At 62.7% G+C, this 16,255-nt stretch carries 14 protein-coding genes and 1 tRNA gene; 1 reads left to right on the top strand and 14 read right to left on the bottom strand.

The genetic code is table 11. From position 1 onward, the window contains the following. Positions 1-61: 61 nt before the first annotated feature. The 8 genes from B5G40_RS12755 to B5G40_RS12720 form a co-directional block, all read right to left on the bottom strand. Positions 62-376, bottom strand: coding sequence for a V-type ATP synthase subunit F (locus B5G40_RS12755; RefSeq protein WP_087330863.1), 315 nt, complete (start codon positions 374-376; stop codon positions 62-64). A 116-nt stretch (positions 377-492) separates the two neighbouring features. Then, positions 493-1,491, bottom strand: a complete 999-nt coding sequence (locus B5G40_RS12750; protein WP_087399848.1) for a V-type ATPase subunit — start codon at positions 1,489-1,491, stop codon at positions 493-495. Positions 1,492-1,521: 30 nt separating this feature from the next. Next, a complete protein-coding gene (locus B5G40_RS12745; RefSeq protein ID WP_087330859.1) occupies positions 1,522-2,109 on the bottom strand; it encodes a V-type ATP synthase subunit E in 588 nt (195 codons plus the stop codon). A 14-nt stretch (positions 2,110-2,123) separates the two neighbouring features. Further along, positions 2,124-2,618 carry a V-type ATP synthase subunit K gene (locus tag B5G40_RS12740; protein WP_087189193.1) on the bottom strand — a complete coding sequence of 165 codons (495 nt, stop codon included), beginning with the start codon at positions 2,616-2,618 and terminating at the stop codon, positions 2,124-2,126. A 1-nt stretch (position 2,619) separates the two neighbouring features. Then, the gene (locus B5G40_RS12735; protein WP_087399847.1) at positions 2,620-4,629 is read right to left on the bottom strand and encodes a V-type ATP synthase subunit I; all 2,010 of its coding nucleotides are present in this window, start codon (positions 4,627-4,629) and stop codon (positions 2,620-2,622) included. Then, on the bottom strand, positions 4,629-4,943 hold the full coding sequence (locus B5G40_RS12730; protein WP_087399859.1) for a V-type ATPase subunit subunit G family protein: 315 nt from the start codon (positions 4,941-4,943) through the stop codon (positions 4,629-4,631). The genes B5G40_RS12735 and B5G40_RS12730 overlap by 1 nt, the downstream gene beginning before the upstream one ends. A gap of 317 nt (positions 4,944-5,260) precedes the next feature. Further along, complete coding sequence (locus B5G40_RS12725; RefSeq protein WP_087399846.1) at positions 5,261-7,033, bottom strand: DEAD/DEAH box helicase; 1,773 nt, start codon at positions 7,031-7,033, stop codon at positions 5,261-5,263. A gap of 176 nt (positions 7,034-7,209) precedes the next feature. Then, complete coding sequence (locus B5G40_RS12720; RefSeq protein ID WP_087399845.1) at positions 7,210-7,734, bottom strand: shikimate kinase; 525 nt, start codon at positions 7,732-7,734, stop codon at positions 7,210-7,212. A 281-nt stretch (positions 7,735-8,015) separates the two neighbouring features. Between B5G40_RS12720 and B5G40_RS12715 the strand changes: the two genes are divergently transcribed. Next, positions 8,016-8,354, top strand: coding sequence for a hypothetical protein (locus B5G40_RS12715; RefSeq protein ID WP_087399844.1), 339 nt, complete (start codon positions 8,016-8,018; stop codon positions 8,352-8,354). 229 nt (positions 8,355-8,583) lie between these two features. Here B5G40_RS12715 and B5G40_RS12710 read toward each other — a convergent pair. The 6 genes from B5G40_RS12710 to B5G40_RS12685 form a co-directional block, all read right to left on the bottom strand. Then, positions 8,584-8,659 (bottom strand) — tRNA-Gly (locus B5G40_RS12710). A 74-nt stretch (positions 8,660-8,733) separates the two neighbouring features. After that, a complete protein-coding gene (locus B5G40_RS12705; RefSeq protein ID WP_242959425.1) occupies positions 8,734-9,792 on the bottom strand; it encodes a hypothetical protein in 1,059 nt (352 codons plus the stop codon). A gap of 22 nt (positions 9,793-9,814) precedes the next feature. Beyond that, entirely contained in the window at positions 9,815-10,405 is a 591-nt protein-coding gene (locus B5G40_RS12700) for a lactate utilization protein (protein ID WP_087330914.1), read from the bottom strand. Between the two features lie 30 nt (positions 10,406-10,435). After that, positions 10,436-11,290: a YitT family protein gene (locus B5G40_RS12695; RefSeq protein WP_087399857.1), complete on the bottom strand. Its 855-nt coding sequence runs from the start codon at positions 11,288-11,290 to the stop codon at positions 10,436-10,438. 39 nt (positions 11,291-11,329) lie between these two features. Beyond that, the gene (locus B5G40_RS12690) at positions 11,330-13,573 is read right to left on the bottom strand and encodes a DNA gyrase/topoisomerase IV subunit A (protein ID WP_087399843.1); all 2,244 of its coding nucleotides are present in this window, start codon (positions 13,571-13,573) and stop codon (positions 11,330-11,332) included. A 144-nt stretch (positions 13,574-13,717) separates the two neighbouring features. Further along, complete coding sequence (locus B5G40_RS12685; protein ID WP_087399842.1) at positions 13,718-16,147, bottom strand: Xaa-Pro dipeptidyl-peptidase; 2,430 nt, start codon at positions 16,145-16,147, stop codon at positions 13,718-13,720. Positions 16,148-16,255: the final 108 nt, after the last annotated feature.

Genomic DNA, 16,255 nt, shown 5'->3' with positions numbered 1-16,255 from the left:
GTTCGATGGAAATCAGGCGTTAGCCACCTTGATCTCAAAAGACATCGTCCCCCCTGGAAGGTCAGAGGATATCCGCGCCCACGGCCCGTTCCACGGCGCTCTTGACGTTGGCCATGCCGATGCCCAGAGAGCCGTCCTTGCCGGGGATGAGGATGATGGCCGGGGTGAGCTCATCCTTGTACCGGGCCACCTCCGCCGTCATACCGGCGGCGTACTGCTCGGTGAGGTAGATCACCGCGTAATTTTCCTTGGCCAGCTGGTGGAGGGTCTGCTTGGCCTCCTCCACCGTTTCAGCAGGAAACACATCCAGCCCCAGGGCCTTGAAGCCCAGCACGCTGTCCTTGTCTCCCAGCACTGCGATTCTGTACTTAGACATTTGGCCGCTCCTTTCTCCGCGCCCCGTCACACTGACAGACCGCGGGAGCGGTCAAATGTGTGCGCATATGCCGCGCGCCGCCGCGGCACGCGCTCTTATCAAATGTTTGAACTTGTTCAAACATAGGCTTCACGCAGCCTTTCCCGGATGGTGTCCCCGTCCAGCCCCGCCATGCGGCCGGACAGAATGGTGCGGATGGCGGTGAACTCGTTCTCCCTGGCGTACAGGTAGCCGATCACCGCCTGCTCCCCGAAGGGGATGCGGCGGGCCTGGGCCAGATAGCCCATCACCGCGTTGTCGCACAGGCGCTCAAAGGCGGTGAGCTCCCCGCTGCCGGGGGCGGTGAGGGCGGCGCCTGCGGCGGCCGCCTCGCTGAGGGGGCCCGCCCGGAACAGGGCGGCCAGGTCGCTGCCCTTGCCGGAAGTGAGGGTGTGTACCTCCACGTTGCCGCCGGGCAGCAGCACCTGATTGAGGAAATCGTTGCCCTTGCCCATACGGGCGGCCCGGACGGCGGAGCGCAGGTTGGTGGAATCAATGAGCAGGCGGACATACCCCTCCAGGAAGGGACTGCCCACCGCCTTGGCGGCCTCGCTCATCTCGGCGAAGTAGGCCCGGTCCAGCACGAAGTCGGCCAGCTGGGGATCGTTGCCGCCGTTGAGCAGCTCCCGGGCCTGGACGATGGCCTGCCGGAAGGGATCGGTGAAGTCCCGCAGGTTGTCCCGCTGGTAGGCCTCCTTGATCTGGGCGGCGGTCCAGCGACCGCCCTCCATCAGCAGCCGGTCGGGCTCAGCCCCTACGGCAGCGGCCTTGATAAGGGTCTTGGCGTTGTGGTAGTCGTATTTCATCTGGAACACGTCCACCAGCCGCTTGTCGGGCACCGCGCCCTTCAGCTCCTTGTACAGAGCGGCCCGGGCGGCGGAGAGCAGTTCGTCCAGCCCGGCATGGGTGAGGGCGGTCAGCTCCCCGTAGCCGCACTCGGTGAGGACCTTGGCGGCCTCATCGTCGGTGCGGGCGTCCAGCATCCGCTCCATCCGCTCCCGGGTGAGGAGACGGTTCTCCATGGCCCGGATACGGGCGGATATGGTCAGATAGTCGGTATCTTTGATCTTAGCCAAAATGTTGCCTCCTTACTTGCAAGGAGCGCATCAGTCAAAGAGCACCTTGGCCACCTCGCGGTCCATTTCGCCCCGCTGGAGGCGCACCAGCGTCTCAAAGGTGCAGTTGACCTCCACGTCCCCGTCGCTGAGGATGAGGCCCCCCTGAATGGGGCGGGACTGCTCGGACATGGTCAGGTGTCCGTCGCCCAGCTTCTCGTTGGCCTGGGTGACCACGGCCTTGCCGTAGCGGGCGCGGTCCTTCTGGGAGAAGATAACCGCCTCCCGGCCGGTGGAGGAGGCCTTCACGGCCAGGTCGGCCAGCAGGTTCACATACTCCTTGTCGGGCAGGTTCACCAGCTTCTCCAGCGCCAGGTCGTAGGCCTTGGAGAGCATCTCCTGCTTGGCGGCCAGCTCCAGCTTGCGGGCGTCCAGCTGGGCCACGCTGGCCAGCCGCTCTACGCGCTCGTCGGCGTTGCGGCGGCCACGGGAGAGGATCTCCTCGCTCTCCCGCTGGGCCTGAGCCTCATACCGGGCCGTGATCTCGTCGGCCTGACGGCGGGCCTCGGCGTTGATGTCGTCGATCTCCCGTCCGGCGTCGGCCGCGATGCGTCCGGTGATTTTTTCAATTCCGTCCATAGTCTACCTCTTGCTTAGAAGCCGAACATGATCATCAGGAAGGAGATGAGCAGAGACAGGATGGCGTAGAACTCCACGATGATACACAGCACCATGCCCTTGGACCAGTCGTTGGGGTTCTTGGCCACGATGTTGATGGAGGCAGCAGCCACGCGGCCCTGAGCGATACCGGAGAGCAGACCGCCGAGGGCCATGGGGATGCAGGCGGCCAGGACGATGAGGCCCTGAGCGATGGTCAGCTCACCCACGGTGCCGCTGAACAGGCCCATCTTCATCAGGGCCAGGAAGCCGATGACCAGGCCGTACAGGCCCTGGGTGCCGGGGATAACCTGCAGGATCATACACTTGGAGAACTGAGAGGGGTCCTCGGCCAGCAGGCCGGCGCCCGCCTCACCGGCCAGGCCGGTGCCCTTGGCGGAACCAACGCAGGCCAGGCCTGCAGCAAGAGCGGCGCCCAGGAAACCAAAGAACGCGCCAGCGTATTGGGTCAGAAATTCACCGAATGTCATGTTACTCTTCCTCCTTAATGTCGACATACTTTGTCGCAATGTTCAGGGGCCGCCAGGGGCGTCCGCCCTCTTCATAGAACTGCTTGAAAAATTCCAGGTATTGCAGACGGGACGTGTGGACGTAGGTGCCGATCACGTTCAGGCCGATGTTGAAGGCGTGGCCGATGATAAAGATGATGAAGAAGATGGGGATGCCGATGGCCGGGGGCATTCCGCCGCCGGGCATGGCGCCCAGAATGTTGAACACCTGGCCGATGACGGAACCGGCCAGCATCATGACCATCAGACGGGAGTAGGAGAGGATGTCTCCGAAGTAGCCCGTCACGCCGTTGTACACCGCACCGATGATGGCGGTCACCTTGCCGAAGCCCTTGGCCGTGCGGCCCTGGCCCAGCAGCATCAGGCAGCCGATGATGAGCACCACCGGGTAGCCCGCCACATTGCCGATGCCTGCGGCAAAGAGGCCGATACCCACAAAGATGACCCACCAGGTACCGATGTCCAGGATGGCGTCCACCACCTGGCCCCGGCGGCACAGCATCCAGAACTTCACCGCCATGCCCACCACGATCTGCACAAAGCCCACGGCCAGCGCAAAGACCAGCACGGTCATGGGGTCGCCCATGACGTTGAGCAGGGGACCGGGCACGCCCGTCACCCCGTCGGGCACCGACAGGAAGGGGATCACCGGCTGAGACAGGCCCAGCATACTGGTGAACTGAGCCAGGAAGTCGGAGAAGAAGCCGCCGGTGAAGAAGCCGATGACGGCAGAGGAAATGCCGCACATGATCATCAGCCGGATCAGCTGTCCGAAGCCACCCTTGGGGTGGACCTTGTGGTTGATGAAGGCGCAGGCCCCCGCCAGGATCAGGCCGTAGCCCAGATCGGCGAACATGAAGCCGAAGAAGAACACATAGAAGGGCATCATCAGCCCGTTGGGGTCCACACCGTCATAGGCGGGCAGGGAGTACATCTCCGTAATGGTGGTCAGCGGCTCGGTAAAGCGGTTGTTCTTCAGCTTCACCGGCACCACCGGGTAGTCCTCGGGCGCCGGGTCCTGGGTCTCCCAGCAGCAGGTGTACTGCCCCAGCTGCTCCAGCAGCTTTTTCTCGTCGGGGACAGGTACCCAGCCCTCCAGGAAGAAGGCGGAGCTGCTGTCCAGCAGGCGGCAGCGGGCCTCCTCCCGGGCGATCTCCTGATCCGCCCGGTCCAGGCACTGCTCCAGGGCGCCCTTTCTGGAGGCGTATTCCCCCACCTGGGCGATGGTGGACTCCAGCTCACGGGCGGCGTCGGCCAGCTGTTCATCCAGCCGCTTGTCGTTCTCCGCCGCCGTTCCCGTCCAGCCCCGCAGGGCCGCCCGGGAGAAGCCGTACTCCTTGAGCACCGCCTGGCAGTCCTCCTCCACGCTGCGGTGGCAGAGGAACACCAGATATTTCAGTTCGTTGTCCGCCCCCGCCCGCATGAGCTCATACAGGTCGGTGACCGCCCCCAGGGCCCCGTCCATGGCGTCCAGATCGGTGGACGCGGCCACGGTGCCGAAGGACACCGCCACCTCCGGGGTAGAGGCCGTCTCCAGGGGGATATCCAGCGCCAGCCAGGGAGCCAGCGCCAGCTTTTGAGTCCGCAGTTTGTTCTGCTCGGCGTACAGAGCCGAGATCTTCCGCTCCAGGGCCACCAGCTGCCCGGCGTCCGCCAGGCCGGTCCGGTAGGCCGCGTCGTCGAAGAGCTCTCCCTCTGTAATCACCGGTCTGGGGGTGAGGAGCCCGCCCTTCTGTTTGGGGCCGTACTTCTTCAGGGCTTTCAGGGCGTTCTCCACGCTGGAACGGGCATCCCTGGCCTCGTTCAGCGCCCCGGTGTCCGGCCGTGTGAGGCTGGCCCAGTCGGGGTCGTCCTTGCGGTCCCCCGGCTCGTCAATCTCCACACAGCCCAAATGCTGAAGCAGCCGCAGCATGGACTCCCGCTCGGATTGCATTCCGATGAGCCGCAGCCGCTTCATTTTCACAATGGACATCAGTTCTTCACTACCCTTCTCACGATGCTCTCAGCGGCGTCGGCCAGACGGCCCTCCGCCTTGGAGCGCAGGGCGTCGCAGGCCTTCTGCGTCTGGGCGTTGACCTCAGCGGCGTGCTTGGCCGCCGTTTCCTCCGCCGCCCGCATAAACTCACGGGCCTGGGCCTCGGCCTGAGCCCGGGCTTCCGCCAGCCGGGCCTTGCCAGCCCGCTCGGCCTCCGCCACGGTGCGCTTGGCCTCGGCCTGGGCCTCCGCCTTGCGCTGCTTGTTGGCCTGCTCGGCCTCAGTCACCTGCTTGATCGCTTCCAGAGACATACATTCACCGCCTTTCCCCATCTCTTGTCCCTCCGGACAATTTTCCCGATGTTACCTGAATCATACTTCAATCCCAGGCTGATTGCAAGTTTTAAAATTATGAGTTTAGTTTTTTATATGCATTTTTTCATCCTCAAAATCTTTTTATTTTCAGCTGTTTTTTTGTTAATCATGCAAATTCTTTAAATATTTTGCATGATTTTAATATGGCGCAAACTTCGTTAAATTCTTCACAAAAAATTTTGTGTATTTTTACCATAGTGTAAACAGGTAAAAAAAGGGCGCGCCGCGGCTGCGGCGCGCCCTTGGAGGCGGGGTTAGTCATCGCTGAGATAGTAAGGTTTCATCAGGCTGGGCTGCTCGGTGGAGTCCTTCTGGCCGTTGGAGCGCAGCACGATCTCCGGCGGACGGTCGGCACGGCCTCTGCCGCCCCGCTTCTTCCGTCCGCTCTTGGAGGCGGGGGCGGGGGACTGGGCCGCCGTCTGCTTCCCTCTCTGGGCCTTGGGCTGCTTCTGGGGCGTCTTCTCCTGAGTGGCCTGCTTCTCCTTGGGCCGCTTTTCCTTCCGGTTCTCCGTCTTCTCGGACCGGGGAGCGGGCTTCCGGGAGGCCAGCAGCCGGGCGGTGGCATCCATAATGATGTCGCTGGCCAGGGGATCGGGCCGGTGGAAGTCCTCAAACGCCGGCTCGGGCGCGGCAGGGCGGGTGGGAGCGGTGGCTACCAGGGCCTCCTCCAGGGTGGCGCTGTTGCGTACCCCCCGCCTGGACTTCTTCTTTTGTTCCAGCTGGGCGGGGGCAGGCTGCTCCGCCGCCTCAGCCGCTTTCTGGGCAGCCTTGGCCTTGCGCTCGGCAGCGGCGGCCTTGTTGGCGGCATCCCGCTGGCGGCGCTTCTCCTTGGCGGCGGCCCGGGCCTCGGCGTCCTCCGGGTTGATAATCCGGCCCTTCTTATCCTTGGGCAGGGGCTCAAAGACCTCCATGGGCCAGGGGTGGTCCTCCACCACCGGGATGGCCTTGCCCAGCAGCTTCTGGATGCCCTTGAGCTCCTCCTTCTCATTGATGTCGCAGAAGGAGATGGCGGTGCCGCCGTGGCCCGCCCGACCGGTACGGCCGATGCGGTGGACGTAGGTCTCGGGTACATCGGGCAGGTTGTAGTTAAAGACGTGGCTCAGCTCCTCGATGTCCAGGCCCCGGGCGGCGATATCTGTGGCCACCAGGGCGGTGACTTTGCCGCTCTTGAAGTCGGCCAGAGCCTGCTGCCGGGCGGTCTGGCTCTTGTTGCCGTGGATGGCGGCGGCGGCGATGCCAGCCTTCACCAGATCCCCGGCCACCTTGTTGGCGCCGTGCTTGGTGCGGGTGAACACCAGGGCATTCTTCACGTCGGGCTCCAGGATCAGGGAGGCCAGCAGCTTGGTCTTGTTGCCCCGGTCCACATAGTAGAGCTTCTGGTCGATGACCTCCGCCGGGGAGGACACCGGGTCCACCGCCACCTTCACCGGATTCACCAGCAGGGAGTCCACCAGTCCCTGGACCTCCGGGGGCATGGTGGCAGAGAAGAAGAGGGTCTGCTTCTTCTTGGGCAGCCAGCCCAGAATGCGGCGGACATCGTGGATGAAGCCCATGTCCAGCATCCGGTCGGCCTCGTCCAGCACAAAGACCTCCAGCCTGGACAGGTCCACAAACTTCTGGTTGTACAGGTCGCCCAGGCGGCCGGGGGTGGCCACCAGGATGTCCACACCCTTTTTCAGCTGCTCCACCTGGGGGTTCTGGCCCACGCCGCCGAAGATGACGGCGGAGCGGATGGGCAGGTGGCGGCTGTAGGCCACAATGTTCTCCTGGATCTGGAGGGCCAGCTCCCGGGTGGGGGTGAGGATGAGGGCCCGGATGCCCTTGCCCTTGCGGTCGCTGAGCCGCTGGAGGATGGGGGCAGCAAAGGCGCAGGTCTTGCCGGTGCCGGTCTGGGCGCAGCCCAGCACGTCCCGGCCTGCCAGAGCGGGGGGAATGGCTTTTTCCTGAATGGGGGAGGGGCGTTCATACCCCTGTTCGGCCAGCGCCTTCAGGATGGGCGCTTTCAGGCCGAGGTCCTGGAATGTCATGCGGTTCGTTCCTTTCGTTAGAAATGCCCCTTCCGCGCCGGGGGCACAAAAAATAAGACTGCCGCGCGGAGGCAGAAAAAACACGACGAAGCCCGCCGGCCAGCCGGCGGGCATTTCGTACATGATAGTTTACTGGAATATAGTATATCATTATTTCAAAAAAATACAAGGGGCGGTCAGCCCAGCCGGGCCACCACTGCCGCCACCGTCTGTTCCAGGGTGTTTCCCCCCGTCACATCCACCGTCAGGTCGGCGTATTTGCGGTACAGAGGCTCCCGGGCGGCGTACACGTCGGCCAGGGTCTGGCCGGGGGACATGGCAATGCCCCGGGTGGTGATGTTGCGGATGCGCCGCTCCAGCTCCTCCAGAGGCACATGGAGATACACCACCAGCCCCAGCTCCTTGAGGTGGCGGGCGGCCTCCTCCCGGCAAATTGCGCTGCCGCCGGGGGCAATGACAGTGCGGGTGCAGTCCAGATCCCGGATGACGGCCTCCTCTACGTCCAGGAAGGCCTCCACGCCCCGCTGGTCCAGGATGTCCTGGAGCAGGGCGCCCTCCCGCTGCTGGATCAGCAGATCGGCATCCACAAAGCGATAGCCCAGGGTCTTGGCCAGCAGCACCCCCACGGTGCTCTTGCCCGAGCCGGGCATTCCGATCAAGGTAACGTTTTGATACTCCACAGCGGGGTCATCCTTTCCCATGTCATGATCTTTGCCAGTATATCAAATCTTTTCCCCGGTTGCAAGGAAAATCGCCCCTTTTTCTGAACCTGGCGGTTTCCTATTTCCCCTCAAAAAAAGTGCTTGCAAAAATCGAACATATGTTGTATACTGAACGCGAACAAAAGTTCTAATCCTGTGTCGGGAACTTTTTGCCGCTCTGCGCCGTCAGAAAAGTACAAGGGTCCTTACAAAGTACGTTTTATAGGACACCTTATCCCGTATACTGGGATCAAACGCCGGAACAACAGGAGGGAAACGGTATGGAGACCATTTATCTGAATCTGGATGCCAGACGGATCACAGGATACGCAAACGAGTCGGACCAAAAGGCCTGCGTAGGTCAGGAGACGGTGTGCTATACCGTGCTGCCCCGGCGGAAGCCCGCCCGGCCGGAGGGAAAGGTGCTGGACTTTGAGGCCTGCCGCCGGGCCCTGGAAGGGGAGCCTGCGGCAGAAGAGATCCCGGAGGAGATTCCCGCGCCGGAGAAGGAAGCCCGGCCCCGCCGCCGGCTGGACCTGGCCCTGGCCGCCGATCTCATCGCGTCGGCGGGGATGCTTACCGCCGTGGCGGCGGTGGCAGTCCGGTTCTTCCTGGGATAATCAAAAACAGAACGCAGGACACCCAAAGGATGTCCTGCGTTTTTGTTGTGGTTATGGAATCCACAAAACCGGCCCTTCGGGTCGGCGGCGCTTTTGCGCCGTTCGAGCGTTTTGGCCTTTGGGCCAAAACCTCGGCGCAGGCGGAATTCATTTCCGCCGAGCATTTCAAATTCTCACGGAATCCAGAAAAAGAAAGAGACAGGACATATGTCCTGTCTCTTTCTTTTTCTGGAGCAGGTGACGAGGCTCGAACTCGCTACCTCCACCTTGGCAAGGTGGCGCTCTACCAGATGAGCTACACCTGCAAGCGACGGATGTTATTATAGCAATCCGTGCTTCCAATGTCAAGGGAATTTTTCGATTTTTTTATTTTTTCTTTTCAGGCCTCCTGGTCTGTCCACTGATAGCCCATTTCAGCCATTTGGGCCGCCGTCCAGGTCTTGCCGGTGCTGCGGCTCAGATCCACCCACACGGTCTGTCCGTTGCGGTCCACCTGGTTGAAAAAGTGGGGCTGACCCTGCAGGGTACCCTCTATGATCTGACCCTTCAGCCCCAGGCCGTCGCACAGCAGCTGGAAGGCTAAGGCCAGTCCCTCATCGTTGGCCCCCTGACCTACCAGCGCGTCCCAGGCGGTGGCGCCGCCGGTCTCCAGGTCCACCTTCACCACGTTGGGCAGCGTCCCCATCAGCAGGTCCAGCCGCCGGCTGGCGATCTGGTGCTGGATGGGGGTGAGGATGGCCGCCGACTGCTCCTGGAGCTGCTGGCTCTTCCGCTGGAGGGCCGTGGGCTCCTCCGGGTAGTCCAGCAGGATCTCCACAATGCGCTGGGTGCCGGTGTCGGTTTTGGGATAGAGCTCCACCGAGCACTCCGGCATCCCCAGCGCGGCGGCGGGGGTGTCGTAATAGGCCTGCCGTACCTGCTCCTCCACCGCAGCGGCGTCCCCGGTGAAGTAGCCCACCCGCAGGGCAAGCTCGGTCTTGAAGGCCGACAGGGCCTGGACCGCCTCCTCCCGGATGGCGCTGGTACCGGTGATGTTCACCAGGCTGCCCACCTGCTCGGGGGAGCGGCGGTAAGAGATAGTAATGGTGGCCTCATAGGTGGTGATGATGGTGGTATAGTCGTTCTTGATGAAGTCCACCGCGTAGGCTCCCAGGGGGTCGTCCTTGGCTACCTCCAGGCAGGCCCGGTTCAGGTCGGCCTCCACGTCGCCGTTATAGTCGGTGATCTGGATAACGCCCTCTTCTACCCCCTGGGAGACGAAAAACAGTATGCCGTTGACCAGCTCGGAATAGGTGCTGGCCTTGATGGTGGACTCATTTTCCCCCAGAACAGGATGCTCCGCGTGGGGCTCCACCACCGTATAGGCCTGCCCCGACAGGGAGCACCCGCCCAGCAGCAGGGCCAGGCTCAGGGCCAGGGCCGGTATGCACTTTTTCACAGGCCCCGCCCCCTTTCTTTCCTCAAAAGCCCAGGTCCTCGTCGATGAGCACCACCTCGGTGCGTCCGATGCCGTTGGATGCCTGCCACAGCACCGTCATGCCCCGGCACAGCCGCTCGGGGCTGTTGCAGTCGTAGCACTTGTCCCCCTTGACGGCGCAGGGGGTCTTACGCTGGAGACGGATGGCGTTTTTGGGGGAGGCCACGTTGCGGGCCCGCCATACCGCGCCGTCATAGTCGGGGGCTAACTTGTTGCGGCCCACCACCAGATAGAGCTCCTCATGGCCGAACACGGTGGAGGCAATGCGGTTGCCCACCCCGTCGATGTTCACCATCTCGCCGGTCTCCGCCAGACCGTTCACCGAGCACAGGTAGACCTGGGTGAAGGCGGCGTCCTCCTTGCGGCTGCCCTCCCAGTGGGAGACCACGGTGTTGTGGGTCTTGAGCCGGTCCAGAAGGCCCATCTCCCTGACGGTCACCGAACCGCCGATGCCGATGGTCTTGCCGTCCAGCTTGCCATCCAGATAGCCGGCGGCCTCCGCCGCCGTGGCAAAGCAGGACACGGCGTAGCCCCGCTTCTCCAGGTTGGCTTTTACCTTGGTGAAATCCGTCATGGAAACCCTTCCTTTCTCTGTGGGAGCCAATTAAATATCATCCTTGCTGTAGGTGCGGAAGCCCTCGCCCAGTACGTCGTGGGCGTCGCACACAATGAGGAAGGAGTGGGGATCAATCTCGTTGACCTTCTCCTTCAGGGGCACGATCTCCTTCTGCTTGAAGGCCACCATCAGTACCTTTTTCTCATTGCCGGAGTAGACTCCCTCGCCGTGGAGGAGGGTTGCTCCCCGGTCCATGGCGATGATGGCGTCGGCGATCTCCCGGTAGGAGTCGCTGATGATATAGGCCACCTTGGAGCTGTCCAGGCCGTACAGAACGGTGTCCATCACCTTGGTGGTGATATAGAGGGACACAATGCCGTACAGGGCGCTCTCCACCTTGCCGAAGGCGATGGCGGCCAGCACGATGACAATGAAGTCGGGGATAAGCACCAGGGTGCCCATGGGCAGCCAGGCAAACTTCAGCTTGAGCAGCCGGGCGATCAGGTCGGTGCCGCCGGTGGTAGCCCCCTTGGCGAACACCAGACCGATGCCGGCCCCCAGCAGGGCCCCACCAAAGATGGCCGCCAGCATGGTATCCATGGGCGGGAACTGATAGATCATATCCATCACGTCGATGGCAAAGGAGCTGAAGGTCATAGCGTACAGGGAGGACACCAGCAGGTGCCCACCGATGAACTTCCACCCCAGGAAGAAGAGGGGCACATTCATCACAAACACCGTGGTGCCCACCGGCAGGACGGGGATCAGGGCGTTGAGCACCTGGCCCAGGCCGGTGAGGCCGCCCATGGCCACCAGGTTGGGGGCGTAGAAGATGTTATAGGCCAGAGCGTACAGGATGGAGCCCAGGGTAATGACCACATAGCTTTTTACATAATAGCTCACAGTGTGTTTCAACGAATATTCCTCATTTCTCTGGCTGGATCACAGCAGGCTGATCTGTTCCTCGCCCCGGTCCTCCTCCTTGAGCAGGGCCCCCGCCACCGGCAGGGACCGTGCCCGGTACCGGGCGGCGTTGACAATGGTGGTATCCGCCAGCGGCACGGCCTTTTCCACCTTCCACTTGGGCTTGAGGGTCATGACGTTGACCCCCTGGGTGGAGCGGGTGGTCTTGGGGGTGAGGGCGGCGGTGTGGAACACCAGGCAGCGGCCCTCGGTGGAGGTGACTGCCACCTCCAAATCCTCCCTGATGTGGAGGGCGGCGGCCAGGGGGGACTTGTCGGAGTAGGCGCCGGTGAGCTTTCTCCGCTTGGTCTGAGTCTGGTAGGCAGCCACCTCTACCCGGGCTACCTTGCCGTTCTCAAAGAAGAAGAGGATATGGCCGGAGTAGTCGCTGGTCAGGCAGGCCCACACGAAGCTCTCGCCGGAGTCCATGCCCAGCTTGGTGGGTAAAAAGTCGCCCAGCACGCTGGCCTTGGCGTCGTCGAACTCGCTGAGGGGGGCCTTGTAACACTGCTGCTTGTCGGTGAACACCAGCAGCATATCCCGGTTGTTGCCCTCCCAGTACAGGTAGGGGCCGTCCCCCTCCTTGTACTTCTGCTCGCTGCTCATGCGGAGAGACTGGGGGGTGATCTTCTTGAAGTAGCCCTCCCTGGAGCAGAACACATGGACAGGATAGTCGGGGGTCTCGTCCTCCTCCTCCACGGCGCCGGCGGCCTGATAGTCGTAGACGATCTCGGTGCGCCGGGGAGAGGCGTACTTCTTCTTCACCGCCGAGAGTTCCTGGGAAATAATCTTCTTGATGCGGCCCGGGTTGTTGACGATGTCCTGGAGGTCGGCGATCTCCTCCTCCAGCCCGGCCACCTCTTCAATCCGCTTGAGGATATACTCCTTGTTGATGTTGCGCAGCTTGATGTCGGCCACATATTCCGCCTGGATGTTGTCGATGCCGAAGCCGATCATCAGGTTGGGCACCACCTCGGCGTCCTCCTCGGTCTCCCGGATGATCTTGATGGCCCGGTCAATGTCCAGCAGGATCTTTTTCAGGCCTTTGAGCAGGTGGAGCTTCTCCTGCTTCTTCTTCATCACATAGTAGGTGCGGCGGCGCACTCCGTCCATCCGCCAGCCGGTCCACTCCTCCAGAATCTCTCCCACGCCCATGACCCGGGGCATCCCGGCGATCAGGATGTTGAAGTTGCAGGAGCAGGCGTCCTGGAGGGTGGTGGACTTGAACAGCCTGGCCATCAGCTTGTCCGGGTCGGTGCCCCGCTTGAGGTCGATGGTGATTTTCAGGCCGTTCAGGTCGGTCTCGTCCCGCATATCGGCGATCTCTTTGATCTTGCCCGCCTTGATGAGCTCGGCCACCTTGTCCATGATGGCCTCCACCGTGGTGGTGTATGGGATTTCATACACCTCGATGAGATTTTCGCTCTTGAGGTAGCGCCACCGGGCCCGCACCTGGAAGGAGCCCCGGCCGGTGTCGTAGATCTGCTTTAAAGCAGCCTCGTCGTACAAAAGCTCGCCGCCGGTGGGGAAGTCGGGGGCCTTCAGGTACTCCATCAGGTTGACCTTGGGGTTTTTCAGATAGGCCGCCGTGGCGTCGCACACCTCAGCCAGGTTGAAGCCGCACAGGTTGGAGGCCATACCCACGGCAATGCCCTGGTTGGCGCTCACCAGCACGTTGGGGAAGGTGGTAGGCAGCAGGGTGGGCTCTTTCATGGAGCCGTCGTAGTTGTCCACAAAGTCCACCGTGTCCTGGTCGATGTCCCGGAAGAGCTCGGCGCAGATGGGGTCCAGCCGCACCTCGGTGTAACGGCTGGCCGCCCAGGCCATGTCCCGGGAGTACACCTTACCAAAGTTACCCTTGGAGTCCACCAGGGGGTGGAGCAGGGCGCCGTAGCCCCGGGAGAGGCGCACCATGGTGTCGTAGATGGCGGCGTCGCCGTGGGGGTTGAGCTTCATGGTCTGGCCCACCACGTTGGCGCTCTTGGTGCGGTTGCCGCCCAGCAGGTGCATCTGGTACATGGTGTACAGCAGCTTCCGGTGGGAGGGCTTGAACCCGTCGATCTCCGGGATGGCCCGGGAGACGATAACGCTCATGGCGTAGGGCATATAGTTGAGCTCCAGCGTCTCGGTGATGGGCTGCTCCAGCACCTCGGGCCGCAGGCCCATGACGTTGGGGTTGTTGACCTTCTTCGCCCCCTCCTGGGGGTCCTTTTTCTTTGCCAAATCGAATCATTCCTTTGTCAGTACAGACTGGCCGCTTTCAGTGGTTAGAATTATATCATTCCTTTGAAAAAAACGCAATTCATCGCCGTAAAGCGCCAAAACAAAGACCGGCGGCCTGCGCGTTGCGCAGGCCGCCGGAAGGGTTTACTCCATGACAGGAATGGTGACGTAGGTGCCGGTGCAGTCCACCGTAAAGTTGGTGACGGTCTCGGGCCAGTAGGTAACCTCCGGGTCCACGGAGTAGAGCACCAGGGCCAGCTGGTGGCCGGCCTCCACGGTGTAGTCCATGGGCTGGAGCTCCAGCTGGAAGGTGTAGAACTCGCCGGGAGTGACGGTGTCCACATTGTAGATGGAAGTGCGGTTCTGGATGTCCATCCAGCCACGGGTGATGATCTTGTGGTCGGTCTGGGTCAGGGCAAACTGCTGCAGGTCCTTGGCCGTCAGGCCGCCGCCCTGCCACACCGCGCCGCTCTCCAGGGTCTCGGTGGCCACAGCCTCACTGTACTGCTCCAGCATGACGGCCTTCATGCCGCCCTCGGGGGCCAGATCCACCAGCATGGCGCTGAGGATACCGGTGGGCTGGTCGGCGCTGGCCTTGATGGTGACGGTGGGAGTACCGTTGATGTGCAGGTCCTCCTCCACATCGAAGGTGAACACCTTGCTGGCGCTGGTGCTGCCGGAGATCACATCGTTCTCCCAGGCGTAGGCCATGTCGGTGCAGTACTCGATCCAGCCCTCGTCCACGTCAGCCAGAGAGGTGTCGAAGCTGGTGGCGGACAGGTCGCTGGAGAAGGCCGCCTGGCCCTCCCCGGCGTCAAAGCGCACGGTGGTGTCGCTGCCCCAGCTGTCATAGCTGGCCCAGCTCAGGTCGGTGTTGCTCTGGATGCGGACGTTGGCCTCGTCCTCGGCGCCGTTGTCCACCCCGTACAGATAGTGGGCGTACCAGCGGCCCAGGATGCCGTTCAGGTCCAGGCCGTCGATCTGGTCGGGAGTCATGTGGGCGCCCTGGTGGAGGACCAGCTTGGCCTCCTGACCGGCGGACTGGAAGGCGTCATACATCAGGTTAAACTGCTTGGGCCGCACGTTGAAGTCGTTGAGGCCGTGGATGATGAGGGCGGAACAGTTCAGGTTCTCCGCGCCGTTGGTGTAGTTGCGCTCGTCCCAGAAGAAGTTGTAGTCGCCGGAGAGGGCGTCCTGCTCCTCCACCATACCGCTGAGGTAGCGCTCATAGTCCAGCTGGATGGTGGAGTAGTCCGCCGGTTCCAGCTGGCGGGACATACAGTAGTCGGCCAGGATGTTGCAGTCGTCGCCGGGGTAGTACAGGCCGCCCGCCGCGGTGCCCTGGGAGCGGTAGTAGTCGTACCAGCTGGCGATGCCCGCCCGGGGCACGATGGTCTTGAGGCCCTCCACACCGGTGGAGGCCACGGCGAAGGCGGTGGAACCGGCATAGGACTGGCCGGTCATGGCCACATTGCCGTTGGACCAGTCGGCCTTTACCTCAATGCCGGAGGTCTTGTCGGTGTAAGCCTTCACGCTCTCGTCCCCGGCCAGCCACTGCACCACCGCGGCAAAGGCGGCGGTCTCATCAGCGCTGGCGCAGGTCTCAAAGCCGTCGGAGCCCAGGGTGCCCGGTCCAGCGCAGGACACATAGGCGTAGCCCCGCACCAGCCAGTAGTCATAGGAATCCACGTTCTCGGTGGTGGTCCACACATCGCCGCCGTCCCCGGCCTCGCCGGTGCCGGTGGCGGTCTGCCGGGTCAGCTGGGCCTCCTCGGTCTCAGCGGCAGTCCAGTCCCAGTCCTCCTTGGTCGTGGTGGTGGACTGCTGGGCCTGGGTGAGCTTGGCATCCACGATATGGGCGTTCCAGGTGTCCAGGTCATAGGCGTCGGTGCAGCCGGCGGAGTAGGGCCGGGCCTCAAAAATGGTGGCGGCCTTCATGCCCTCCTCGGTGGCGGCGGGGCGCTGGATCAGCACCTTGACCAGGTCGGCCTTGCCGTCGCTGTCGGTGTCCACGGGGGTCTCCACATACACCACTTCCCGGATGATGGTGTCATAGGGGAAGATGGGCTGGGCCTCGCCGTTGACGAACAGGGGCGCGGGGGTCTCGGCCTGGATGGTCTCCCGGTACTGGGCGGCCAGCTCCGCCATCTCCTTCAGGGAGCTTTCGGTCAGTACGTCCCCTCCGGCCAGAGTCAGACTGTGGGCCAGGGCGCTGTAATCGTTGGGCCAGGCGCCGATCTGTTTGTCGCTCAGACCCGCCCAGCGCATCAGGGCGGTGGCCGCCTCCAGCGGGGTGGCGGTACGCTGGGGCTGGAAGGCTCCGCCGCCGCTGCCCTGCATCAGGCCCTTGGCCTGGAGCAGATTGGCGGCGCCCTGACAGGCCGCGTCATCCGCCACGTCGGTGTAGACGCTGGGCTGGGCCTCGTAGGTCTCCAGCTCCTGGGTGTAGCCGCACAGCTCTACCAGCTGCTGTGCCAGCTCCCCCCGGGTCAGACCCTGGTCGGCGGCAAAAGCGGGGGTGAGCAGGCTCCCGCACAGCGCCAGGGTAAGGCCACAAGAAAGCAATTTTCTCACAATGATCCCTCCTGATCCATATTTTGTATTCTTCTGAATACGATGCGGATAAATTATACCAAACGCCGGTTATTTTTGCAAGAATATACAGGCCGGGATCTTTTCAGA

Origin of the sequence: Flavonifractor sp. An9 (genome assembly GCF_002161245.1) — a bacterium.
Classification (GTDB): domain Bacteria; phylum Bacillota; class Clostridia; order Oscillospirales; family Oscillospiraceae; genus Flavonifractor; species Flavonifractor avicola.
This window is presented reverse-complemented; position numbering and strand designations above follow the sequence as displayed.